Consider the following 24,234-nt stretch of genomic DNA (forward strand, 5'->3'; position numbering starts at 1 on the left):
AGTGAAATGTTTGAATAATAGAAAGCCTTTGAAAATAGCTTTGACAAAAGGAAGAATAGAGAAAAACGCAGTAGAAATATTTAAGATCATAGGTGCAGATTGCACAGGACTTGAGAATAAAGGCAGAAAACTTATCTTTCATGATGATAGGTATAATGTGGATTTTGTACTTGTAAAAGCGCCAGATGTACTCACATATGTAGAACATGGTGTAGTTGATATTGGAATAGTGGGAAAAGATACTATGATGGAGTTTGACAAAAATTGCTATGAACTCATGGACTTGAAGTTTGGTAAATGTAAGTTTGCTCTTGCAGGACCAAAAGGCAAAAATTTTTATGAAGGTTATTCAAGAAAAAAAATAGCCACCAAGTATCCTCATGTAGCAAGAAGCTACTTTAAAAAATTGGGATTTGACATTGAAATCATAAAAATAGAAGGATCTGTAGAATTAGCTCCTATTCTTGGGTTGTCTGATGCTATTGTAGATATAGTTGAAACAGGAACGACCCTAAAAGAAAACGGATTGGAAGTCTATAATGATATATGCGATATAAGCACCAGGCTTATAGTTAATACAGCAAGTTTGAAAATGAGAAAAATGGAAATAGAAGATATAGTAGATAGACTCAAGGAAGAAATAGTTAAAAAAGAGCAATCAGATAGATCTAAGGAGGTTATAAGTTGATTAGATTAATTAAAGGAAATAAGCAAGGCCAGGATGATTATTTAAAACTTTTAAAGAGTAGAAGAACTAAAGTTAATTCAGATGTTGTTAAATCAGTTACAAACATATTAAATGAAATTGAAAAAAGAGGAGACTCTGCATTAGTTGAGTATACAAATAAATTTGACTCTAAAGAGCTAAATGCACAGAATATTTTAGTTACTGAAGATGAAATAAAAGATGCTTATAATAAAGTAGATAAAAAATTTATTGATTCTATAAAACAAGCGAAAAAAAATATTGAAAAATTTCATGATAAACAGAAGCACAATTCTTTTGTATTGGCAGATGAGCCTGGAAAGATAATGGGACAGAGATATATTCCGTTGAAAAAGGTTGGAGTATATGTGCCAGGAGGTACAGCTGCTTATCCGTCATCTGTTTTAATGAATATAATTCCTGCTAAAATAGCTGGTGTAGATGAAATAATAATGGTAACTCCTGTAAGAAAGAATCTTGATATAAATCCTAGTGTACTTGTAGCAGCAGATATAGCAGGTGCAGATAAAATATATAAAATAGGAGGATCACAAGCTATAGCAGCTCTCGCCTATGGTACTGAAACAATTCCAAAAGTTGATAAAATAGTTGGACCGGGTAATATATATGTAGCCACTTCAAAAAAACTTGTTTATGGAGAAGTAGATATAGATATGATAGCAGGGCCAAGTGAAATACTTGTTATTGCAGATGAAACTGCAAATCCAAAATTTATAGCAGCGGATCTAATGTCACAGGCCGAACATGATAAACTGGCATCTTCTGCACTTATAACTACATCTTCTGATATTGCGGAAAAGGTAAATAAGCAAATAGAGGTTCAGATAAAAGACCTTGACAGAAAAGAAATAATAGAAGAGTCTCTTAAAAATAATGGAATAATTATTTTGGTTGATAATATAGAAGAAGCTTTTGAAATAGGAAATGAAATAGCACCTGAACATCTTGAATTATGTATAAAAGATCCATTTTCATATCTTCCATGTGTTAGAAATGCAGGATCTGTATTTTTAGGATCATATAGTCCAGAACCACTTGGAGATTATTTTGCAGGTCCCAACCATGTGCTTCCAACTAGTGGTACAGCTAGATTTTATTCACCTCTTTCCGTAGATGACTTTGTTAAAAAATCCAGTTATATATATTATTCAAAAGAGGAATTACAAAAAGTTGCAGATAATATTATGACTATTGCAGAAGATGAGGGACTTACAGCACATAGAAATTCAATATACGTGAGAAAAAATTAAAGAGGTGGAAGTATGAATTCAAACAATCATAGAAAGTCTTCTATTTCTAGAAATACTTTCGAGACAAGTATAAGCGTTGATATGAATATAGATGGAGATGGAAAATACAGTATAGATACTGGAATGGGATTTCTTGATCACATGCTTACCATGATATCAAAACATGGAATGATAGATTTAAATGTAAAGGCAAAAGGAGATCTTAATGTAGACTTTCACCATACTGTAGAAGATATAGGAATAGTTATTGGCAAATGTATAAAAGAGGCATTAGGAGACAAGAATCACATAAAGCGATATGGTACATTCTTTATACCAATGGATGAAAGTCTGGAGATGGTATCTATAGATTTAAGCGGACGTCCGTATTTAGTATTTGATGCAGAATTTAAAAGTCAAAAAGTAGGGGATATGGATACGGAACTCATAGAAGAATTCTTTAGAGCAGTGGCTTTTAATAGTGATATGACACTTCATGTTAAATCACTTTATGGAAAAAACACACATCATGTTATAGAAGGAATGTTTAAAGCTTTTGGTCATGCATTTAGAGAAGCATATACCATAGACAATGAAATAAATGGAGTAATGTCTACCAAAGGGACAATATAGTAATTGAAAAGAGGGATGCAAAGTGATTTCTATTGTAGACTATGGAATGGGAAATCTGAGAAGTGTTCAAAAAGCTCTTGAATTTATAGGGGCTGAAGCTGAAATAACTGATGACAATGATAAAATATTAAATAGCCGTGGAATAATTCTTCCTGGAGTAGGAGCATTCCCCGATGCCATGGATAACATAAAGAAGCTGGGTATTGACACTGTATTGAATGAAGCTGTAAATGAAGGAACACCTCTTATGGGGATATGCCTTGGCATGCAGCTCTTATTTGATGAAAGTGAAGAAGTAAGAAATACAAAGGGGCTTGGCTTCTTAAAGGGAAAGATTAAAAAATTTAATGTAGATTTAAAAATACCACATATGGGATGGAACAATCTTATTATAGATAGTGATTGTGAAATATTAAAAGACGTTAAAGAGGGAAGTTATGTTTATTTCGTACATTCATATTATGCACAAATTCAGGAAGAAGAAGTACTGAAAGCACATAGTTTTTATGGTATAAATACACCTGCTGTAGTCAGTAAGGGAAATGTATTTGGATTGCAATTTCATCCAGAGAAAAGTGGAGAACCAGGAATGCAAATGCTAAAAAATTTTTGGGAGCTGATAAAATGATAATACTTCCAGCTATAGATTTAAAAGATGGAAAATGTGTAAGATTATATCAAGGAAAGTTTGAAAAATCGGAGATAGTAGCAGAGAAGCCACTCAAAGTAGCATTAGAATTTAAAAAAGCTGGAGCTAAATATATTCATATGGTAGACCTGGATGGTGCACTTAATGGGGAAATTAAAAATTTATCTGCTGTATCCAAAGTAGTTAAAAATTCAGGAATTCCAGTTGAACTTGGTGGCGGAATAAGGAATATGGAAACTATAGATATGTTTATACAAACAGGTGTATCAAGAGTCATACTTGGAACAGCAGCTTTAAAAGATCCTGATTTTGTAAAGAAAGCAGTAAAAAAATATGGAGAGAAGATAGCTGTAGGCATAGATGCAAAAAATGAAAAGGTAGCAGTAAATGGATGGCTTGATATTAGTAATGTAGATTATATACAATTTGCCAAACAAATGGAGAGTATAGGAGTTAAAACAATTATATTTACAGATATAAGTAAGGATGGTACTCTACAGGGTCCTAATTTACAACAACTTAAGAAAATACAAGATAGTGTCAGCTGCAATATAATAGCTTCAGGTGGAATTAAAAATATAGATGATCTAATAAATATAAATAAAATGGGAATTTATGGAACTATTACAGGCAAGGCTATATATTCTGGAAACATAAATTTAAGTGAAGCCATACAATCATGTAATTAAAATTACGGTAGAAGGTGTGAATTAATTATGAGTAAGTATTGGAGCAAAATTACACAAAGTGTTGAGCCATATGTATGTGGTGAACAGCCTAAAGATAAAAAATATGTAAAGTTAAATACAAATGAAAGTCCATATCCGCCATCACCAAGGGTATTGGATGCAATAAAAAGTGCTGCAAATAATGATCTTAGACTATATCCAGATCCAGATTGTGATAAATTAAGGCAAACTATTGCAAAATATTATAATTTAAACAAAGACCAGGTATTTATTGGAAACGGATCCGATGAAGTACTGGCAATTTCTTTTTTGACTTTTTTCAACACAGATAAGTCTATAATATTTCCTGATATTAGTTATAGTTTTTATCCTGTATATGCAGGACTATATAATATAAAATATAAACTTGCAGAATTGAATAAAGATTTTTCTATTCCAGTTGATAAATTTTTAACTGGAAATGGAGGAGTTGTTATTCCAAATCCAAATGCACCTACAGGAAGATGTCTGGGACTTGATTCTATTGAGAAAATTTTGAATTATAATACTGAAAATGTAGTTATAATTGATGAAGCATATGTGGACTTTGGAGGAACTTCAGCAGTTGGACTTATAGATAAACATCCAAATCTTCTTGTAATACATACATTGTCAAAATCACGCTGCCTTGCAGGAATCAGACTTGGCTTTGCACTTGGTCAGGAGGAACTTATAGACGGACTTAATAGAATAAAAAATTCATTTAATTCCTATACTGTGGATAGAATAGCCAATGAAGCTGCAATAGAGGCTATAAAGGATGAAAATTACTTTAAACAGTGTGTAGATAAAGTAGAAAATACTAGAGAGTGGGTTATAGAAGAATTAAAGGAACTTGGTTTTAATATTGTACCTTCAAAGGCGAATTTTATTTTTATAACACATCCTATATGTGCTGCAAAATTGATTTTTACAAATTTGAGAAAAAAAGGTGTGCTGGTAAGATATTTCGATAAAGATAGAATAGATAACTATTTGAGGGTGAGTATAGGCTCAGATGAAGACATGAAATTCTTTATAAAAAAACTTAAAGAGATTATAGATGAAATAAACTGAAGTGGAAAGGAGGCATCAATTTGCTTACAAAGAGAATAATACCTTGTTTGGATGTAAATATGGGAAGAGTAGTAAAGGGAATAAATTTTGTAGATTTAAAGGATGTAGGAGATCCTGTTGAAATAGCTAAAGCCTATAATGAACAAGGAGCAGATGAAATAGTATTCCTTGATATAACAGCTACTAATGAAAAAAGAAAAACAGTTATAGATGTAGTAAGAAGAACTGCAGAACAGGTATTTATACCACTTACAGTAGGTGGTGGCATAAGAAATTTGGATGATTTTAAAAATATTTTAAGAGCAGGTGCAGACAAAATATCAGTAAACTCTGCAGCTATAAGAGATCCTGGACTTATAACGAGAGCAGCAGATAGATTTGGAAGTCAATGTGTTGTAGTAGCTATTGATGCTAGAATGAGAAAGGATAATAGTGGGTGGAATGTAGTTATAAATGGTGGAAGAATTGACACTGGATTGGATGCACTTGAATGGGCAAAAAAAGTTGAAAAACTTGGTGCGGGAGAAATACTATTGACTAGTATGGATGCAGATGGAACAAAAGCAGGGTATGACATACCAGTAACAGATGCTATTTCCAATTTAGTCAATATACCTGTAATTGCCTCGGGAGGCTGCGGTTCATTAAAGGATTTTTACGATGTCTTTAAAGACACTGGTGCAGATGCGGCACTGGCAGCTTCATTATTTCACTATGGTGAACTCAGTATAGGTCAGGTAAAAGAATATTTAAACCATAAAGATATTCCGGTTAGATTTTGATAGGAGGAAATATGGCGAAATTTAGTTGTAATGAAGATGTTTTAAAGAAAATTGATTTTAAGGGAGGACTTCTTCCTGCTGTAATTCAGGATTTTGAAAATAATCATGTACTAATGTTGGCGTATATGAATGAAGAATCCCTTAAGAAAACTATACAAACAGGTACTACATGGTTTTGGAGCAGATCAAGACAGGAATATTGGAACAAAGGAGCTACTTCTGGACATTTTCAATATGTAAAGAGTATATCATTGGATTGCGATTATGATACTATTTTAGTAAAAGTAGACCAAATTGGAGCAGCCTGCCATACAGGAAGTAGAAGTTGTTTTTTTAATAAATTAACTATTGAATAGGAAGGAAAGGATTATATGGAAATAAAAGGTGTTATTGAAGAACTTTATAATGTAATAGAGGATAGAAAGAAAAAACCAATAGAGGATTCATATACTAACTATCTTTTCACCAAAGGATTGGACAAAATTTTAAAAAAGGTAGGAGAAGAATCTACTGAAGTTGTAATTGCAAGCAAGAATGGAAATAAAGAGGAAGAGGTTCCAGAAATATGTGATTTGATATATCATGTAATAGTGCTTATGGTAAATCAAGGAATAAGCCTGGAGGAAATAGAAGAAGAACTTGAAAAAAGAAGAAAAAAAATAAAAAATAAAAAACCTGAAAGAAAAAGTATAGAGAAAATTTAGATTCATATAATGAAACTGAGATGATATTTTAGTCATTTCGGTTTTTTTATCATGAATATTAAAAAATATTTAATATTCTATAAAGAGAGATAGTGTTATAATTAATTTGATTTTTCGTATAAACATAGATAATTGACAGGAGATAGATATGGAAAAAATATTACCAAATTTAAAAAAAAATCTAATATATTTGAGTATGATGATAGCTATACCTATTTTAAATATTGCCTATGGTTTATTGGACAATTCATCTAGAGGCTATTATGTATTGGCTACAAGATTTGATGTACAAGTACCTTTCATAAAAGTATTTATTCTTCCATACTGGATATGGTATCCATTTATGATCATATCATTAGTATATTTTTGTATTAATTATAGATGTACTTATTATAAAGTGTTTTTTTCCATAATTACAGGTATGATTTCATGTTATATAATATATTTTTTCTTCCAGACAATGGTTCCAAGACCATCTGTTTATGGTGGTGATATAATTTCTGATTTTATAAGAATAACTTACAAATGTGACAAGCCGTTTAATGGATTCCCAAGTATTCATGTTTTGACTACATATGTTGTTATGAGAGGTGCAATGGAGTCTATTAAAAAAGATGTAAAAGCTAAATTGTGTATATGTATAGTAGGTGTACTCATAATTTTAGCTACACAGTTTATAAAACAACATGTTGTTTTGGATTTAGTTGTAGCTATAATATTAGGAGAAATTATATATAGATTTATTGCAGAATATATTTCGAAAATTAGTTTTTTATGTATAAGAAAGTTTTGTGAGTGGTTTAATATAGAAAATAAATTACAGGCATAAGTTTCATCTATGACTATTATATATGTTGTTGCAATCATATTTTAGTGATATAGTATGTAAATATAGATATAATATTATTATAAATAGGGAAGTGGATATTGTGTTCGATACTCATGTACATACTAAATTTTCTACTGATTCCGATATGAAGATAGAAGATGCTTTAAAGACTGCTGAAAATGATAATTTATCTTTAGTAATTACAGAGCATATGGATATCAACTATCCTGAAAAAGGAGAATTTTTATTTGATGTAAAAGATTATTTTGATGCTTATTCCAAATTTAAAAGTGATGATTTACTATTAGGTATAGAAATTGGCATGAAAGAAGACTGTGTAGAACAATCAAGAAAAGTAGTATATAACAGTCCTTTTGACTATGTAATAGGTTCTGTACATCTTGTAGATGATATGGACCTATATTATGGCGATTTTTATAAAGACAAGATCAAGCAGGTTGCTTATGAAAAATATCTGCAGGTAATATTGAAAAATGTAAAGAAATTTGACTTTATAGATAGTCTTGGCCATATAGATTATATATGCAGATATGCAAAATATGAAAATTCAGAGCTTAAATATAGTGATTTTTCTAATATGATTGATGAAATATTTAAAAACATACTATGCACTGGAAAATGTATTGAATTAAATACCAGAAGATTGAATTCAAAACCTGCAGTTTCAAATTTGATTGGCATTTATAAAAGGTATAGTGAACTTGGAGGCAAGTATATAACTTTAGGTTCAGATGCCCACACCCCGGATTCCATAGGAAATAATTTTGATATAGGTTTAAATATAGCAGAAAAATGCAATTTAAAAATAGTGCATTTTCTGGATAGAAAAATGGAATATTGATTGGATACTTAAATAGGAGTGCTGACAGTGCTCCTATTTTCAACTGATATTTATAAAAACTATATAGAAAAAAGAAGGTGTTGTTGTGAAGCCATTAGCAGAAAGGTTAAGACCTAAAAACATAGGGGACGTAATAGGGCAGAAACATATACTTGGAAAAGGCAAACCTCTATACAATATGATCAAAAACAACAAAATTATGAATATGGTTTTTTACGGACCGCCAGGCACAGGTAAGACTACTACTGCAAATATAGTTGCAAATTCTATAGATAAGAAGTTGTATAAGTTAAATGCTACTAATGCATCTGTATCTGATATTCAGAAAATAGTTAAAAGTTTAGATACATTTATAGGATATAAGGGAGTAGTATTGTATCTAGATGAAATACAAAACTTTAATAGAAAACAGCAGCAGTCTCTTTTGGAATATATTGAAGATGGAAGGATAACATTAATTGCAAGCACTGCTGAAAATCCATATCACTGTATTTATAGTGCTATACTTAGCAGATCTATAGTATTTGAATTCAAGCCTCCTGAAGAGAAAGAGATAGTACGTGCACTGGAAAGAGCAGTGAAAGTTATAAAATTGGAGGATAATATAGGTATAGTTTTGGAGGATGATGTACTTAAATGCATAGCTGGAATGTCCAGTGGTGATGTTAGAAAGGCAATTAACTTTTTTGAATTGGCTTTATATTTTAAAAATGACAATTTACAAAATAAGATTCATCTAACTGTACAGGATATTGAGGAATTGATTCAGGAAAAAGGCTTTAACTCTGATAAAAGTGGAGATTATTATTATGACAGTATAAGTGCATTTCAAAAGAGCATAAGGGGAAGTGATGCTGATGCAGCTATATATTATACTGCTGTTTTGATAAAAGGAGGACATTTAAGAGAAATTTGCAGAAGACTTCTTGTAATAGCCTCAGAAGATATAGGACTTGCATATCCACAGGCTGCAAGTATAGTCTATTCACTAGTCCAAAGTTCACTTTATATTGGACTTCCAGAAGCTAGAATCCCAATTTCTCAAGCTGTTATTCTTTTAGCCACAAGTCCTAAATCAAATTCTGCTGTAAAAGCTATAGATGCAGCTATTTCTGATATAGAAAATGGAAAATTGGGAGAAGTACCTTCTCATTTAAGAGATGGTCACTATACTGGTTCAAAAAAGTTGGGTAGAGGTTTAAATTATAAATATCCTCATATGTATGAAAATAATTATATAGATCAGCAGTATCTCCCGGATAATAAAAAAAATGCAATTTATTATATGCCAGGGAAAAATAAAATGGAAACAGCTGCAGATAATTATATGAAACGAATAAAAGGAAATCATAAAAACAATGTTTAAAATTCTTGAATATGTTTTCATTATTGTTGACAATTTTACTCGGATTTGATACCATAATAATTAGATAATAATAGAAGTTGAGTGTCAAAGGAAGTGGTTAATTGAAACTATCCACAAAGGGAAGATATGGAGTAAAGGCTATGGTGGATCTTGCTATTCATTACAGCGATGAACCATTATCTATAAAAAGTATTTCAGAAAGACAGGATATATCAGAATATTATTTGGAACAATTGTTTTCTCCCCTTAGAAAAGCAAAGCTGATTAAAAGTATAAGAGGAGCACAGGGAGGCTATATCTTAAATAGGCATCCAAAGGATATAAAAGTAGGAGATATAATGAAAGTTCTTGAGGGACCTATAGAAATATCTGAGTGTATAGATGATACTGATGGAAATTCCTGCAATAATATCGAATGTTGTGCCACTAGACTTCTATGGTCTAAAATTAAAGATAGTATAGACAAAGTTATGGAATCCACTACATTGCAGGATATTGTAGATGACTATAATAGCATGAACAAGAAGAACAAAATAGTTAAATAAGTATACTCACATATAATATAACTTCAGTAAATTTATTGAAGTTATATTTTTTTGCTCCCTGGGCACAATAAGTGTAGTAATCAATTGTGAATTGATAAAGAGGTGCCAATTTGTACAGGATAAGAAATTTCATTTTTACAGAGGTTATGAATTTAAATGGCAAGAATCTTGGGTTTGTAGGAGACTTGATTATAGATTTTAATTTTAAGCTGGTAAAAGGATTTAACGTAATTTCAAATAGCATTTTGAAAAAGGATATAAATGTGTATGTAGAGGATATAATGAGCTTGAATCCAGTAATTATAGCTATAAAATCAAAACAAGGGGATGTATTAAAGTTTAATGATATAAGGAATATAGATGTTGTGGACAACGCAGGAAATACTCTAGGAAGACTTGAGGATATAGTATTCTATAAAGGAACATTTCGCATAAGAGCATTTATTATATCAAGAGGATTTTTTTATGATATTGCTCATGGTAAAAGAATATTACCAGCAAAAGATTTGATCTTAGGTGAAAAAAATATTTTATATAGAAGAATTCATAGAATATGAAGGGAAATAAATATGAAAATTAATGGAAAAGATATATCAAAAAAATATATAATAAAATACAGTTTGATATTTTTTATATTAATTGCAGCTGCTATATTTTTTATACACAATCCAATATTAAAGGAAATAAGTTATTTAATAATAATATCCTTCTTAGTAGCATATACATTAAAACCATTTCAAAAAAAATTAATAGATATAGGTATAAACAAATCAATATCAGGTTTAATACTCATAGGTGGAATTATATTTGTAGTTGCAGGAAGTTTATTTGTAATAATACCATATTTTATGAAAGATAATTTAAATATACGAAATGCATTGAATAGCATACAAAATCTAATAGATGCTATATATATCAAGTTAAAACCTGCTAAGAACAATGATACTACCTTTTATATAATTAGCAGTAATTTATACGATAAATTAAACACTGTTATACAAAAATTATCTGTTAAAATTTGTGATACTGCTGTAAATTTAAGTGGAAGTCTATTATATTTGATAATAGTTCCAATAATTGTGTATTATTTTTTGGCTGATGGAAAACATATAAAGCATAGTTTGTTAAGTCTATTCCCCGTAAAAAGTAGAAGTTCAATAGTAAAAATAGGATGTCATGTAGATAAAATACTTGGAAGATACATATTGAGTCAGTTGATTTTAAGTTTGTTTGTTGGGATAGTTACATTTATTATATTAATACTGCTGAAAGTAGATTTTCCATTTATATTGTCTTTAATAAATGCATTTTTTAATATAATTCCTTATTTTGGTCCTATATTCGGAGCCATTCCTGCAATTTTCTTGGCATTTACAAATTCACCGAAGACTGCAGTTGAAGTTATAATATGTCTTTATGTACTTCAACAGTTGGAAGGAAATATATTGTGTCCAAAAATAACTGGAGATAGTATAAGCATGCATCCACTTACAGTAATTATATTGCTTCTCTTGGGTGGGAAGATCGCTGGATTTATTGGAATGGTAGCTGCAGTTCCTTTGGGGGCTGCAATAAAGGTAATATATAAGGATTTAAACTATTATATATTCTAAAATTTATTGACATTAAACTTTATTTTATTTATAATTTTATAGTAAATGAATATTTGAACGATGATTGGAATTAGTAGGCATATTTGTATATATAGAGAGGAAGTGGAAGGTGAAAACTTCTTAATGAATTTGCTGAAGCTATCTATGAGTTTTTTAATGAGAGTGACATAGACAGTTTTTAAGTTTTATGTTTATGTAATTAGGGTGGTACCACGGAATGGCTTTCGTCCCTTTAGGGATGTAGGCTTTTTTATTTTGCCGTGGATACTTAATATAAAAGAGGGAGATATATATGGAAAAGTTAGGATTAAATAAAATTAGAGAAATGTATTTAAGCTTTTTTGAAAGCAAAGGACATTTAATATTGCCAAGTTTTTCTTTAGTTCCTAAGCAGGATAAAAGCTTGCTTTTGATAAATGCAGGAATGGCACCTCTTAAACCATATTTTACAGGGCTTCAAGTACCTCCGAGGAAGAGAGTTACAACCTGTCAGAAGTGTATAAGAACTGGTGATATAGAAAATGTAGGAAAAACTTCAAGACATGGTACGTTTTTTGAAATGCTCGGAAATTTTTCTTTTGGAGACTATTTTAAAAATGAAGTTATACCCTGGGCCTGGGAATTTATAACAGAAGTTATGAAATTACCTAAAAATAGACTATATGTTACTATATACTTGGATGATGATGAAGCATATGATATATGGACTAAAAATACAGATATTGATCCATCTAGAATTTTTAGACTAGGCAAGGAAGATAATTTTTGGGAACATGGGTCAGGTCCATGTGGACCATGTTCAGAAATCCATTTTGATAAAGTTGAAATGAACATAAATAGTGCTGAAGAATTTGTTAAGGCTGGAGACGAAGACAAGGTTGTTGAATTGTGGAATTTGGTATTTACACAATTTGATAAAGATGATGATGGAAATTATAATAAACTTCCAAATCCAAATATAGATACAGGCATGGGATTGGAAAGAATAGCAACGGTAATGCAGGGAAAAGACAGTATTTTTGAAGTGGATACTATACAGAATATATTAAAGGCAATATGTAAAATTTCAAAGAAACAATATGGAGTGGATAAAAATTTTGATATATCATTAAGAGTTATAACAGACCATATAAGGAGTATCACTTTCATGATAAGCGATGAAATATTGCCATCAAATGAAGGAAGAGGATATGTTCTAAGAAGACTTTTAAGAAGAGCTGCAGTTCATGGAAAATCTCTTGGTATAGAAGGATCTTTTTTATATGAATTGACTGATGTGGTTATAAATAATTCATTTGAAAATTATCCTGAATTAAAAGAAAAAAGTAGTTATATAAAAAAGATAATAAAACTTGAGGAAGAAAGATTTGATGAAACTATAGACAGTGGTATGTCCATACTTGATTCTTACATGAAGGACATTGAAGATAAAAAAGAAAAGAATCTTTCTGGAAAAAAAGCATTTAAATTATATGATACATATGGATTCCCTATAGAACTTACAGAGGAAATATTGGAAAAAAATAATATAGGAATAGAATTGGCAGATTTTGAAGAAGAAATGCAGAAGCAAAGGCAAAGGGCTAGATCAGCTAGAGAAGAAACCAATTATATGGGGTCTGAAGATACTATATTGAATAAAATTCCTCTTGATATTGATACAAAATTTGATGGGTATACAAAATTAGAGTTGGATTCAAAAGTTAAAATTATTGTAAAAAATGAAGAAGTGGTATCGGAGTTGTCTCAGGGGGATAGCGGTGTAATAGTTACAGAGGTTACTCCTTTTTATGCTGAAATGGGAGGTCAGGTAGGAGATACTGGAGTAATATATAATGATAAATTTAAAGCTGAAGTATTAAATTGTAAAAATAATGTAGCTGGAAAAATACTTCACTTTGTTAAGATAATGCATGGAAAAGTAAGTGTTGATGACACTGTAAGTTTAAGCGTAGATGAAATTAGAAGAAATTATATAAGAAAGAATCATACGGCCACTCATATTTTGGATGAAGCCTTGAGAAAAGTTTTAGGGACTCACGTTCATCAATCAGGATCATATGTTGACGATAAAAGGTTAAGATTTGACTTTAATCATTTTGAACCTGTAAGTTATGAACAATTAATTGAAATAGAGAAATTAGTAAATAAAATTGCTATGGAAGCAGCTAATGTAAAAACTGATATTATGTCTCTAGATGAAGCAAAGAAAAGTGGAGCTATAGCACTATTTGATGAAAAATATAAAGAAAAAGTAAGAGTGGTTTCTGTAGGAGATTTTAGCCGTGAACTCTGCGGTGGTACTCATGTAAGTAATTCTGGAAAAATAGGATTATTTAAAATAATATCTGAATCTGGAGTTGCATCTGGAATAAGAAGAATAGAGGCAGTTACAGGAAAATATGCGCTTGAATATATAGAAGCTAAAAGTGATATACTAAAAAATATAGTAGATAAATTTAAATGCTCCGAAAAAGAAATACTTCATAAATTGGATATTTTAATGGAAGAACAAAAGCAGAGACAGACAGAAATAGAACAACTGAAATCAAAGCTTGCAGGCAATTCCGAAGATGACATATTGAATAGTGAAAAGAATATAGGGGATATTAAAGTATTTACTGGAATACTAAATGATGTAGATGGGAATGCACTTAGAGATTTGGCTGACAAGATAAGAGATAAATATGAAAAATCAGTTATAGTATTGGGAAGCAATGTAGATGGAAAAGTTAAATTACTTGCCATGGCATCCAAGGCTGCAGTAAAAGATGGAATTCACTGTGGAAAAATAATAAAAGAAATAGCAGCTATCTGCGGCGGAGGCGGCGGAGGAAGAGCAGACATGGCTCAAGCTGGTGGAAAACTTCCTGAAAAGTTAGAAGAGGCTATAGATAAATCTTTATGTATTATACAAAACACAGTTAAATAGTATACATTTTATGAAATATGTTTTATAATATAATTAATAGAATTATTAGCGGGGTGATATAAATGAGTGACGATAATACTATTCAGTTCGATATTTCAGAAAGCAAGAAGGCATTGACAAAGGAGATATTAACTGAGGTTTATGATTCGCTAATTGAAAAGGGATATAATCCAGTAAATCAGCTTGTTGGATATTTGATTTCTGGAGATCCCACATATATAACTAATTATAATGGCGCAAGGGCATTGGTTAGAAAGCTTGAAAGAGATGAGATATTGGAAGAAGTATTAAAGACGTATTTGAATATAAAATAGAATGCCTTTATATTTCTCTGCAAGTATGAGTTGGCAAGCATATTGTGGTAAAAGCTAGAAGTAAATCTGTGAAATTGAAATCAGTACCCCCCATCTAAAAAAGATGGGGTGAGTTAGCTTTAAATAATTAAATACGGGAGATTAGAATGAGAATACTGGGATTGGATATAGGAGACAGAACTATTGGAGTAGCTGTATGTGATCCACTTGGGATTACAGCTCAGGGAATAACTACTATAAGAAGAAAAAATGAAGATGTTGATATAGAGCAACTAAAAGATATATGTAATAAGTACGATGTAGAATCCATTGTATCTGGTCTACCTAAAAATATGAATGGAACACTTGGACCGCAGAGTAAAAAGGTAATTGAATTTTGTAAGGTCATAGAAGAAAAAATCAAACTTCCAATAAAGATGTGGGACGAGAGATTGACAACGGTAGCAGCAAATAGAGCTATGCTTGAAGCAGATTTGTCAAGAAAAAAACGAAAGAAAATAGTTGATAAAATGGCTGCTACATACATATTACAAGGATATCTGGATAGTATTTAAACTACTATTTTTAATATATTCTGTGAAAGTTTATAATCGGAGTGAATTCTATTATGAAAATTGATTTGAAAAACATAGTACTTGAAGATGAATCAGGAAATAAATGCAAGTTTGAGCTGGTTACCAAATTTGATATAGAAGATAGAGAATATGTGATTGTAGTTCCAAAAGACGATAGAAACTCTGGTGAAGCTATAGCACTTAGAATAGACAAAGATATTGATGGAAATGATATATTATTGACTGTAGAAGATGAGGAAGAATTTTCTTCTGTAGTTAGTGAATATGAAATGCTTTTTAAAGATGATATGCCAAATTAATTATTAAATACTTATTTAATTAATATCAAAATTAAAAGCTATGATATCATAGCTTTTAATTTTGATATTAATTGATTTTCAATTGACTATTACTTTTTATAGTATTACACTAAAATATAAATAGAGTTTTGAGTAATGTTAAATATAATATTATGAGCTATTTAAAAAATTTTAATTGAAATGAGGTATTATAATGTCAAAGCTTTCGTCTGGAGAAATAGAAAAATTAAAGAATAGTTTAAAAGAAAAGGGATATAAGCTTACACCGCAAAGACGAGCTATTGTTGATATGATAATAAGAAATGAAGGCAAACATCTTACAACAGAAGAAATATATGATTTGGTAAAGAAAGATTGCCCGGAAATAGGATTGGCAACAGTATATAGAACAGTACAGTTATTAGAAGATATCGGAGTAATATGCAAACTTGATTTAGATGATGGATGCAGTAGATATGAAATAGTCCATGAAAAGGAAATTCACCATCATCACCACCTTATATGTACTAAATGCTCAAAGATAATAGAGGTTCCAGATCATCTTTTGGAGGATTTGGAATCACAAATAGAAAAAAACTATAATTTTAAAATTTTAAATCATAGTCTAAAGTTTTACGGAGTATGTAGTGAATGTTTAAAAAAATCTAAGAAAGTGTAGCATAAAGAAAGGAGGATTTTTTTGCGTAAAGAAAGAGATAAAGTGAAAGTTATTCCACTAGGCGGTCTAGGTGAGATAGGCAAAAATATGACGGCTATAGAATATAAAGACGATATAATAGTTATAGATTGTGGATTAAAGTTTCCAGATGATGAAATGTTGGGGGTGGATTTGGTTATACCGGACATTACTTATCTTAAGAAAAACATTGAGAGAGTGAGAGGTATATTTTTAACTCATGGACATGAAGATCATATAGGAGCACTTCCATATGTACTTAAGGAAATAAATGTACCAGTATATGGTACAAAATTAACTCTCGGTATAGTAGAAACTAAATTAAAGGAACATAGAATCCTTAGTAAAGTTAAACTTAATTGTGTTAAACCGAAAGATATTATAAGACTTCAGAATATGTCAGTAGAGTTTATAAGAACAAGTCACAGTATAGCTGATTCAACCGCAATAGCTATACACACACCTCTTGGAGTAATACTTCATACAGGAGATTTTAAAATAGATTACACGCCTATTGATGGAAGCTTGATTGATTTAGCAAGATTTGCCGAGCTAGGCAAGAAGGGTGTTCTTCTTATGCTCGCAGATAGTACAAATGTTGAAAGACCTGGATATACCATGTCTGAAAGGACAGTTGGAGAGACATTTCAAAAGTTCTTTGCAACTGCAAAAAATAGAATAATTGTAGCTACATTTGCTTCAAATATTCATAGAATACAGCAAATAATAACTGCAGCAGAAAAATATAGTAGAAAAGTTGCTATATCTGGAAGAAGTATGGAAAATATAATGGATGTAGCTATGAAACTTGGATATATTAATATAAATAAGAATACACTTATAAATATTGATAACATAAATAAGTACCCTAACAATAAATTAGTTATAATAACTACAGGTAGTCAGGGAGAGCCTATGTCTGCGTTATCAAGAATGGCTGCATCAGAGCATAAAAAAGTAAATATAATTCCAGGTGACAGAATAATAATTTCAGCAAGTGCTATACCTGGAAATGAAAAATTAATATCTAAGGTAATAAATCAGCTATTTAAAAAAGGTGCAGAAGTAATATATGAAGCATTAGCAGATGTTCATGTCTCAGGTCATGCTTGTCAGGAAGAATTAAAGTTAATTCATACTCTGGTAAAACCTAGATTTTTTATGCCTGTTCATGGAGAATACAGACATTTGAAGCAGCATGCTGATTTAGCTATGAAGCTTGGACTTCCAGCTAATCATGTTATTATAGGAGACAATGGTGATGTTATAGAATTAACAAGGAATTCTATAAAAAGAGCTGGTACTGTAATTTCAGGTCAAGTATTTGTGGATGGACTTGGAGTTGGGGACGTAGGCAATATAGTACTTAGAGATAGAAGACATCTATCTCAAGATGGGATACTTACTGTAGTTGTTACAATTGATAAGGGAAGTGCAAGCGTTATTGCAGGACCTGATATAATTTCAAGAGGTTTTGTATACGTAAGGGAATCAGAAGATCTTATGGAAGAAGCAAAAGAGCTTGTTCGTGGTGTGCTTAAAGAATGTGAAGAAAAGCACATAACTGAATGGGCAAACATAAAATCTAATGTTAAGGAAGTTCTAAGATCATTTTTATATGAGAGAACAAAGAGAAAACCTATGATTCTTCCTATAATTATGGAAATATGACAATGCTTGTTGTAGAAAGGATATTTTATTATGAGTATATATGATAAGGCAAATGAACTGGCAGAAGAATTGAAAAATTCAAAAGAAGTTGTTGATTTAAGAGAAGCCAACAAGAATATAGAGGGCAATGAGCTAAATAAAAAGGTACTAGATGATTTTAGAAATATACAGATGAATGCTTATTCAGAGCAAATGAAAGCTGGAAAGGTATCAGACGAAACCATGAAGAAATTCAATGATATAGGAGCAAGAATATCAAATAATGAATCCGTAAGTCAATATATACAGTTAGAACAAAAGTTTACTGTTATGTGGCAGGAAATATTAAAAATATTAAATGATGCTATAGGTATAGATTTTTCATTTGGAGGATCTAAAAAATAATTTTAAGCAAAATATTTAAATTAATTCTATGTAAGTTGACTTTTTTAGACTATGATATTAAAATAGATATGTTAACTTTAATTGGATACTAAAAGTATCCAATTTTTTTGAATGTTTAGTATGATTTTAATACATTTGATTAGTTTAAGTGTAAAATTGGAGGAATAATAATGAATTTATTTACAAGAAACGATATAAGAAATGTGGCAATAATTGCCCATGTAGATCACGGTAAAACCACATTGGTAGATGCATTGCTTAAACAAAGTCATGTATTTAGAGATAATGAAAAAGTTCAAGAGAGAGTTATGGACTCAAATGCCCTTGAAAAAGAAAGAGGTATAACTATACTTTCAAAGAATACTTCCGTTATGCACAACGGAATTAAGATAAATATTGTAGACACACCTGGACACGCTGATTTTGGTGGAGAAGTAGAACGTGTTCTTGAAATGGTAGATAGTGTACTTCTATTAGTAGATGCTTATGAAGGACCTATGCCTCAGACAAAGTTTGTTTTGAAGAAGGCACTTGAATTACACTTGAATCCAATAGTTGTTATAAATAAGATAGATAAGCCTAATGCAAGACCAAATGAAGTATTGGATGAAATATTTGATTTATTTGTAGAACTTGGTGCTAATGATGAACAACTTGATTTTCCTGTAGTATATTGTTCAGCTAAAGCTGGATTTGCAAAATTGGAAATGGATGATGAATCTACAAATATGGATCCATTATTTGAAACTATAGTTAAAAATGTTTCAGCACCGGAGGGATACCTTGACATGCCGCTTCAAATGCTAATCACTACTATAGATCACAATGAGTATGTAGGTAGAATTGGTGTCGGTAAAATAAAGAGAGGATCAATAAAGAAGAATCAACAGGTAGCACTTATAAGAAGAGACAACAAAATAGAAAATGTAAGAGTATCGAATTTATTCCAATACAACGGACTTAAAAAAGAAGAAACAGATGAAGCAAAACTTGGAGATATAGTGGCTATTTCAGGAATTCCAGATATAAATATAGGAGAAACTATAGCAGATGTAGCAGAACCTGAGGCACTTCCATTTGTAGCAATAGATGAGCCTACTCTTAGTATGTATTTTATGGCTAATGATTCACCTTTTGCAGGTCAGGATGGTGAATTTGTAACATCAAGACATTTAAGAGACAGACTATTTAAGGAATTAGAGACAAATGTATCTCTTAGAGTTGAAGAAACTGATTCGGCAGACTGTTTTAAAGTAAGTGGAAGAGGAGAACTTCATCTTTCAGTACTAATAGAAACTATGAGAAGAGAAGGATATGAACTTCAGGTTTCAAAACCAACAGTTATATACAAAGAAGAAAGTGGAAAAAAACTTGAACCTATTGAGTATCTTACTATAGATGTTCCAGAAGAGTTCATGGGAACTGTTATGGAAAAGCTTGGACCTAGAAAAGCTGATATGGTGAATATGACTTCAGCAGTTAATGGATATACAAGATTGGAATTCAGAATACCTGCAAGGGGACTTATAGGATTTAGAAGTGAATTCATGACTGATACAAAGGGAAATGGAATAATGAATCATGTACTTGATGGTTATGAGCAATATAAAGGTGATATACCTGAGAGAACTAAAGGTTCTCTTGTAGCATTTGAAGCAGGTGTTTCCATAACTTATGGACTGTTTAATGCCCAGGAAAGAGGAATACTTTTTATTGGAGCCGGAGTCGATGTTTATCAAGGTATGATAGTTGGAGAATGTTCAAGAGCTGATGATATAGATGTAAATATATGTAAGAAAAAGCATCTTTCAAATACTAGATCTTCAGGAGCTGATGATTCACTTAAATTGGTGCCAGTTACACCAATGAGTCTGGAAAATTCACTGGAATTTATATCATCTGATGAATTGGTTGAAATTACCCCTAAAAATATAAGATTGAGAAAGAAAATACTGAACGCTGATTTAAGAAAAAAGGCCATGAGAAGAAAATAGTATATAATTGCTCAAAAATAGTTATTTGGAGGAAAAAATGAGTAGTGGTGTTAGTCTTGAATATATAGACAATTATATAAAATCTTTAACTGGAGAAAGTTCAGGTATATTGAAAGAACTAGAGGATTATGCTAAAGAGAACTCTGTACCTATAGTACAAAAAGAAATTGGAAATTTTTTGGACTTATTGATAAACATAAAGAAGCCTAAAAAGATACTTGAACTTGGAACTGCTATAGGATATTCTTCTATACTTATGAGTTTAAGCTCTAAAAATAATAGTAACATTACTACTATTGAGAGAAATGCTGATATGCTAAGTATAGCTAAGCATAATATAGAAAAGTATGGCTTCCAAAAAAACATAAATCTAATAGAGGGTGACTGTCTCGAGGTTCTTTCAAATTTGAGAGACAAATATGATATTATATTCATAGATGCAGGAAAAGGACATTACAATCATTTTTTACCGCATTGTCTAAGACTTCTTGAAGATAGTGGAATAATAGTCTCAGATAATGCACTATTTAGAGGAATGGTAGCATCTGATAAATTAGTTGTCAGAAGAAAGATAACTATAGTTAAAAGAATGAGAAAATATTTAGAAATGGTATGTGACAATAAAAAATTTATAACCTCTGTTATACCAATGGGTGATGGAATTTCCATTACAGTTAGGAGAGATTGATATGAAAAAACCTGAACTTTTGGCTCCAGCAGGGAATATCGAAAAATTAAAAACTGCTATAAATTTTGGAGCTGATGCAGTTTATCTTGGGGGAAGTAAGTTAAATTTAAGGGCATTTGCAGATAATTTTACAGATGAACAACTTAAAGACGGAGTCGAATATGCACATTGTAGAAATAGAAGAGTTTATGTAACTGTAAATGTATTTCCACATAATAAGGATTTCATAGGGCTTCCAGATTATCTAAAAAAACTACAAGAAATGAAAGTAGATGCCTTAATTGTATCTGATCCTGGAATAATAATGACTGCCAGTGAAGTTATACCGGATATGGAACTTCATTTAAGTACTCAAGCTAATAATGTAAATTGGAAGTCTGCTCAATTTTGGTACCAACAGGGAATAAAGAGGATTGTTGCAGCTCGAGAGTTATCATTTGATGATATTCAATTCATGAAATCAAATTTGCCAGAGGATTGTGAGATAGAGGCTTTTGTACATGGATCCATGTGCATGTCGTACTCAGGTAGATGTGTTATATCAAACTATATGACCGGAAGGGATGCCAATAGAGGAGCATGTGCTCAGCCCTGCAGATATAAGTATTATCTAATGGAGGAAAAGAGACCAGGAGAATATTTTCCGGTATTTGAAGATGACAAAGGTGCATATATATTAAATTCAAAGGATTTATGTATGATAGAACATATTCCAGAACTTATGAATTCCGGTATTGATTCTTTCAAAATAGAAGGACGAATGAAAAGTTCATATTATGTAGCTGCAGTAGTAAAGTCCTATAGGCAGGCTATAGATACATATTTTAGTAATCCCCAAAATTATGTTTTTCAACAAAAATGGCTGGATAATCTAATGAAAGTAAGTCATAGAGTGTATTCTACAGGATTTTATTTTGGAAAACCGGATGCTCAGATATATGAAACGTCTTCATATATAAGAGATTATGATATAGTTGGTATAGTCAAAGAATATGATAGAAAAAGTAGAATTGCAGCTATAGAACAGAGAAATAAAGTATATGATGGAGACAAGGTTGAAATATTAAGTCCTAGAGGAGATAACTTTTATATATATTTAAATGATATGAAGGATGACAGTGGTCAAAAAATAAATTCAGCACCTAGAGCTCAAATGATGTTTACAATTAAGTCTGACAATGATTTAGAACCAGAAGATATGGTTATAAAAGTTAAAGAAAAAAATAAATAGTTATTTACTTGAATAAAATGCCTCATTTTGGACAGAAATTAGTCTAGGTGAGGTGTTTTTTATGTTTGAAATAGATAGAAATAGAATAAGTAAAAGACAATTGAAAATTTTTATAATAATTGCTGTTGCATTTTTCATTTTAGTATTTAAAGTAGTAAAAATTCAACATTTAGATTATGGTGAATTGAGTGTTATGGCTAATTCTCAATATTCATATAATGAAAATACAATCGATGCAAATTTTATATTGTTCGATTCAAAGGGAAAGCAACTGTTGGATTATAATAAAAAGTATTATGCTGTAATATGTCCAGATATATTTGTAGGAGATAACGAGAATATAAAATCTGAAAAAATTCTCACCTTAATATATACTCTTAGAAATTATAATAAAGAGTATGATCTTTCAAAAATCGGAACTCTAAAGACAAGTCAAAAATTGTATTATGAAATAGATGAAAGCACCTATAACAAGGTAAAAAATTTGAAGGGAATAAAAGGATTTTATGCTTATAAATATACTCCTGTCAAAAAAGAAGGTGCGTGGAAACTTGAAAATTTACTTATAAACCCAAATAGAACTCAAGATGATTCTAAGAAGTCTAAAGATTCTATTGAGACACAGTTGTACGATAAAACTAAAAATAACAAAACATCTCAAATTGTTTTTCAAAAAGATGTAAATAATAATATAATAGGTCAGACAAACAAGATAAACAAAAACAATATAAATGTAAGACTTACGCTTGATAGAAATATTCAAGATAATATAAAGACAATATTAGATAGCTATGGTAATAAAAATTTTAGCCAGGTTGGGGTAATTCTGATGGAGGCAAATACTGGAGATATAAAAGCTGTAGTACAAAAAGATGATAGCAAGCCAAATGTAAATTTAGGAGTTTCTACAAACAATGGATTTTTTCCAGGTTCTATATTCAAAATTATTGTAGAAGAAGCAGGATTGGATGAAAACACAATATCACCTTTTGATAAATTCAAATGTACGGGTATTTATGAAAAGAAAGATGAATTGCGTTATGGAAGTATGACACCAGAAGAAGCTTTGACAGTTTCACGTAACGATATTTTTGCTCAAATAGGTACTAAAGTTGGATTTAAGAGCTTATTTAAAAATGCTAGAAGCCAAGGGCTATTTGATAAAGTATTGGATTTTGACGGTGAAAAGTCAGGAGCATTTGAAGTAAAAGAACCTAAAAATTCTGATGGAAGCTTGGGATTGACTTCTATAGGTCAAAATATAAGGATAACTCCAATTGAGGCGATAAGTATACCAAATACAGTAGTGAATTCAGGTATATATGTAAAACCACACATAATTGATGCATATGTAGATAATAACAATAAAACATTAGAAAAATTAACATATAACAGCAATCAACTGCTGAAAAAGTCAACTGCAGATGAAATGAAAAGGCAGATGATAAGTGTAGTAAAAAATGGTACGGGTATGGCAGCTGATTTAAAGGGTGTTGAAATAGGCGGAAAAACTGGAAGTACTGAAAGAATGGAAACCACGGGTAAAGACAAATCAATACAAGAGCATTCTGATGGTTGGTTCGTAGGCTTCTTTAATATAGGTGGAAAAGATTATTCGATGGTAGTATTTGTTCAGGATATAAATAAAGATGATGAAAGTGGAGGAAATACAGCGGGACCTATTTTTAGAGATATAGTTTTAAATTTAAAACAAAATATGACAAAAAATTAATTATATATATATGCA

26 protein-coding genes and 1 other annotated feature are annotated in these 24,234 nt (G+C 30.7%); all 26 genes read left to right on the forward strand.

All coding sequences use genetic code 11. The features are described 5' to 3' along the window. Positions 1-10 precede the first annotated feature (10 nt). The 26 genes from hisG (at position 11) to KM800_RS05010 (ending at position 24,219) form a co-directional block, all read left to right on the forward strand. The gene (gene hisG / locus KM800_RS04885; RefSeq protein ID WP_217812057.1) at positions 11-688 is read left to right on the forward strand and encodes an ATP phosphoribosyltransferase; all 678 of its coding nucleotides are present in this window, start codon (positions 11-13) and stop codon (positions 686-688) included. Next, complete coding sequence (hisD, locus tag KM800_RS04890) at positions 685-1,977, forward strand: histidinol dehydrogenase (RefSeq protein WP_217812058.1); 1,293 nt, start codon at positions 685-687, stop codon at positions 1,975-1,977. The genes hisG and hisD overlap by 4 nt, the downstream gene beginning before the upstream one ends. A 12-nt stretch (positions 1,978-1,989) precedes the next feature. Next, positions 1,990-2,589, forward strand: a complete 600-nt coding sequence (hisB, locus tag KM800_RS04895) for an imidazoleglycerol-phosphate dehydratase HisB (protein ID WP_217812059.1) — start codon at positions 1,990-1,992, stop codon at positions 2,587-2,589. A gap of 22 nt (positions 2,590-2,611) precedes the next feature. Further along, positions 2,612-3,217: an imidazole glycerol phosphate synthase subunit HisH gene (gene hisH / locus KM800_RS04900; RefSeq protein ID WP_217812060.1), complete on the forward strand. Its 606-nt coding sequence runs from the start codon at positions 2,612-2,614 to the stop codon at positions 3,215-3,217. After that, positions 3,214-3,927 carry a 1-(5-phosphoribosyl)-5-[(5-phosphoribosylamino)methylideneamino]imidazole-4-carboxamide isomerase gene (hisA, locus tag KM800_RS04905; protein ID WP_217812061.1) on the forward strand — a complete coding sequence of 238 codons (714 nt, stop codon included), beginning with the start codon at positions 3,214-3,216 and terminating at the stop codon, positions 3,925-3,927. Before hisH ends, hisA begins: the two co-directional genes overlap by 4 nt. Positions 3,928-3,954: 27 nt before the next feature. Next, positions 3,955-5,022, forward strand: a complete 1,068-nt coding sequence (hisC, locus tag KM800_RS04910) for a histidinol-phosphate transaminase (RefSeq protein ID WP_217812062.1) — start codon at positions 3,955-3,957, stop codon at positions 5,020-5,022. Between the two features lie 20 nt (positions 5,023-5,042). Further along, positions 5,043-5,804 (forward strand): imidazole glycerol phosphate synthase subunit HisF, encoded by a 762-nt coding sequence (gene hisF, locus KM800_RS04915; RefSeq protein WP_217812063.1) that lies wholly within the window; start codon positions 5,043-5,045, stop codon positions 5,802-5,804. Between the two features lie 11 nt (positions 5,805-5,815). Continuing rightward, on the forward strand, positions 5,816-6,160 hold the full coding sequence (gene hisI / locus KM800_RS04920) for a phosphoribosyl-AMP cyclohydrolase (protein ID WP_217812064.1): 345 nt from the start codon (positions 5,816-5,818) through the stop codon (positions 6,158-6,160). A 15-nt stretch (positions 6,161-6,175) separates the two neighbouring features. Next, entirely contained in the window at positions 6,176-6,508 is a 333-nt protein-coding gene (hisE, locus tag KM800_RS04925) for a phosphoribosyl-ATP diphosphatase (protein WP_217812065.1), read from the forward strand. Between the two features lie 148 nt (positions 6,509-6,656). Next, the gene (locus tag KM800_RS04930; protein WP_217812066.1) at positions 6,657-7,337 is read left to right on the forward strand and encodes a phosphatase PAP2 family protein; all 681 of its coding nucleotides are present in this window, start codon (positions 6,657-6,659) and stop codon (positions 7,335-7,337) included. 97 nt (positions 7,338-7,434) lie between these two features. Continuing rightward, a complete protein-coding gene (locus KM800_RS04935; RefSeq protein ID WP_217812125.1) occupies positions 7,435-8,199 on the forward strand; it encodes a histidinol phosphate phosphatase in 765 nt (254 codons plus the stop codon). Positions 8,200-8,284: 85 nt separating this feature from the next. Next, complete coding sequence (locus KM800_RS04940; protein ID WP_217812067.1) at positions 8,285-9,565, forward strand: replication-associated recombination protein A; 1,281 nt, start codon at positions 8,285-8,287, stop codon at positions 9,563-9,565. A 101-nt stretch (positions 9,566-9,666) separates the two neighbouring features. Next, positions 9,667-10,110: an RrF2 family transcriptional regulator gene (locus tag KM800_RS04945; protein ID WP_217812068.1), complete on the forward strand. Its 444-nt coding sequence runs from the start codon at positions 9,667-9,669 to the stop codon at positions 10,108-10,110. Between the two features lie 110 nt (positions 10,111-10,220). Continuing rightward, a complete protein-coding gene (locus KM800_RS04950) occupies positions 10,221-10,667 on the forward strand; it encodes a PRC-barrel domain-containing protein (protein ID WP_217812069.1) in 447 nt (148 codons plus the stop codon). 12 nt (positions 10,668-10,679) lie between these two features. Further along, positions 10,680-11,723, forward strand: coding sequence for an AI-2E family transporter (locus KM800_RS04955; protein WP_217812070.1), 1,044 nt, complete (start codon positions 10,680-10,682; stop codon positions 11,721-11,723). 51 nt (positions 11,724-11,774) lie between these two features. Beyond that, positions 11,775-11,958, forward strand: a binding site (T-box leader). Positions 11,959-12,015: 57 nt separating this feature from the next. Further along, positions 12,016-14,655: an alanine--tRNA ligase gene (gene alaS, locus KM800_RS04960; RefSeq protein WP_217812071.1), complete on the forward strand. Its 2,640-nt coding sequence runs from the start codon at positions 12,016-12,018 to the stop codon at positions 14,653-14,655. Between the two features lie 62 nt (positions 14,656-14,717). Beyond that, the gene (locus KM800_RS04965) at positions 14,718-14,969 is read left to right on the forward strand and encodes an IreB family regulatory phosphoprotein (RefSeq protein ID WP_217812072.1); all 252 of its coding nucleotides are present in this window, start codon (positions 14,718-14,720) and stop codon (positions 14,967-14,969) included. A gap of 146 nt (positions 14,970-15,115) precedes the next feature. Then, positions 15,116-15,523 (forward strand): Holliday junction resolvase RuvX, encoded by a 408-nt coding sequence (ruvX, locus tag KM800_RS04970; protein WP_217812073.1) that lies wholly within the window; start codon positions 15,116-15,118, stop codon positions 15,521-15,523. A gap of 53 nt (positions 15,524-15,576) precedes the next feature. Further along, positions 15,577-15,843 (forward strand): DUF1292 domain-containing protein, encoded by a 267-nt coding sequence (locus tag KM800_RS04975; protein ID WP_217812074.1) that lies wholly within the window; start codon positions 15,577-15,579, stop codon positions 15,841-15,843. Positions 15,844-16,036: 193 nt separating this feature from the next. Then, positions 16,037-16,501, forward strand: a complete 465-nt coding sequence (locus KM800_RS04980; protein WP_217812075.1) for a Fur family transcriptional regulator — start codon at positions 16,037-16,039, stop codon at positions 16,499-16,501. A 21-nt stretch (positions 16,502-16,522) separates the two neighbouring features. Then, positions 16,523-18,190, forward strand: a complete 1,668-nt coding sequence (locus KM800_RS04985) for a ribonuclease J (RefSeq protein WP_217812076.1) — start codon at positions 16,523-16,525, stop codon at positions 18,188-18,190. Positions 18,191-18,220: 30 nt separating this feature from the next. After that, positions 18,221-18,574, forward strand: a complete 354-nt coding sequence (locus KM800_RS04990) for a YlbF family regulator (protein ID WP_217812077.1) — start codon at positions 18,221-18,223, stop codon at positions 18,572-18,574. Positions 18,575-18,744: 170 nt separating this feature from the next. Further along, positions 18,745-20,568, forward strand: coding sequence for a translational GTPase TypA (typA, locus tag KM800_RS04995; RefSeq protein ID WP_217812078.1), 1,824 nt, complete (start codon positions 18,745-18,747; stop codon positions 20,566-20,568). Between the two features lie 37 nt (positions 20,569-20,605). Continuing rightward, positions 20,606-21,256 (forward strand): O-methyltransferase, encoded by a 651-nt coding sequence (locus KM800_RS05000; protein ID WP_217812079.1) that lies wholly within the window; start codon positions 20,606-20,608, stop codon positions 21,254-21,256. Between the two features lies 1 nt (position 21,257). Then, positions 21,258-22,487 carry a peptidase U32 family protein gene (locus tag KM800_RS05005; RefSeq protein WP_217812080.1) on the forward strand — a complete coding sequence of 410 codons (1,230 nt, stop codon included), beginning with the start codon at positions 21,258-21,260 and terminating at the stop codon, positions 22,485-22,487. A 61-nt stretch (positions 22,488-22,548) separates the two neighbouring features. Then, complete coding sequence (locus KM800_RS05010; RefSeq protein WP_217812081.1) at positions 22,549-24,219, forward strand: penicillin-binding transpeptidase domain-containing protein; 1,671 nt, start codon at positions 22,549-22,551, stop codon at positions 24,217-24,219. The last annotated feature ends 15 nt before the right edge of the window (positions 24,220-24,234 follow it).

The organism is Clostridium tyrobutyricum (assembly GCF_019144085.1).
GTDB lineage: Bacteria > Bacillota > Clostridia > Clostridiales > Clostridiaceae > Clostridium_B > Clostridium_B tyrobutyricum_A.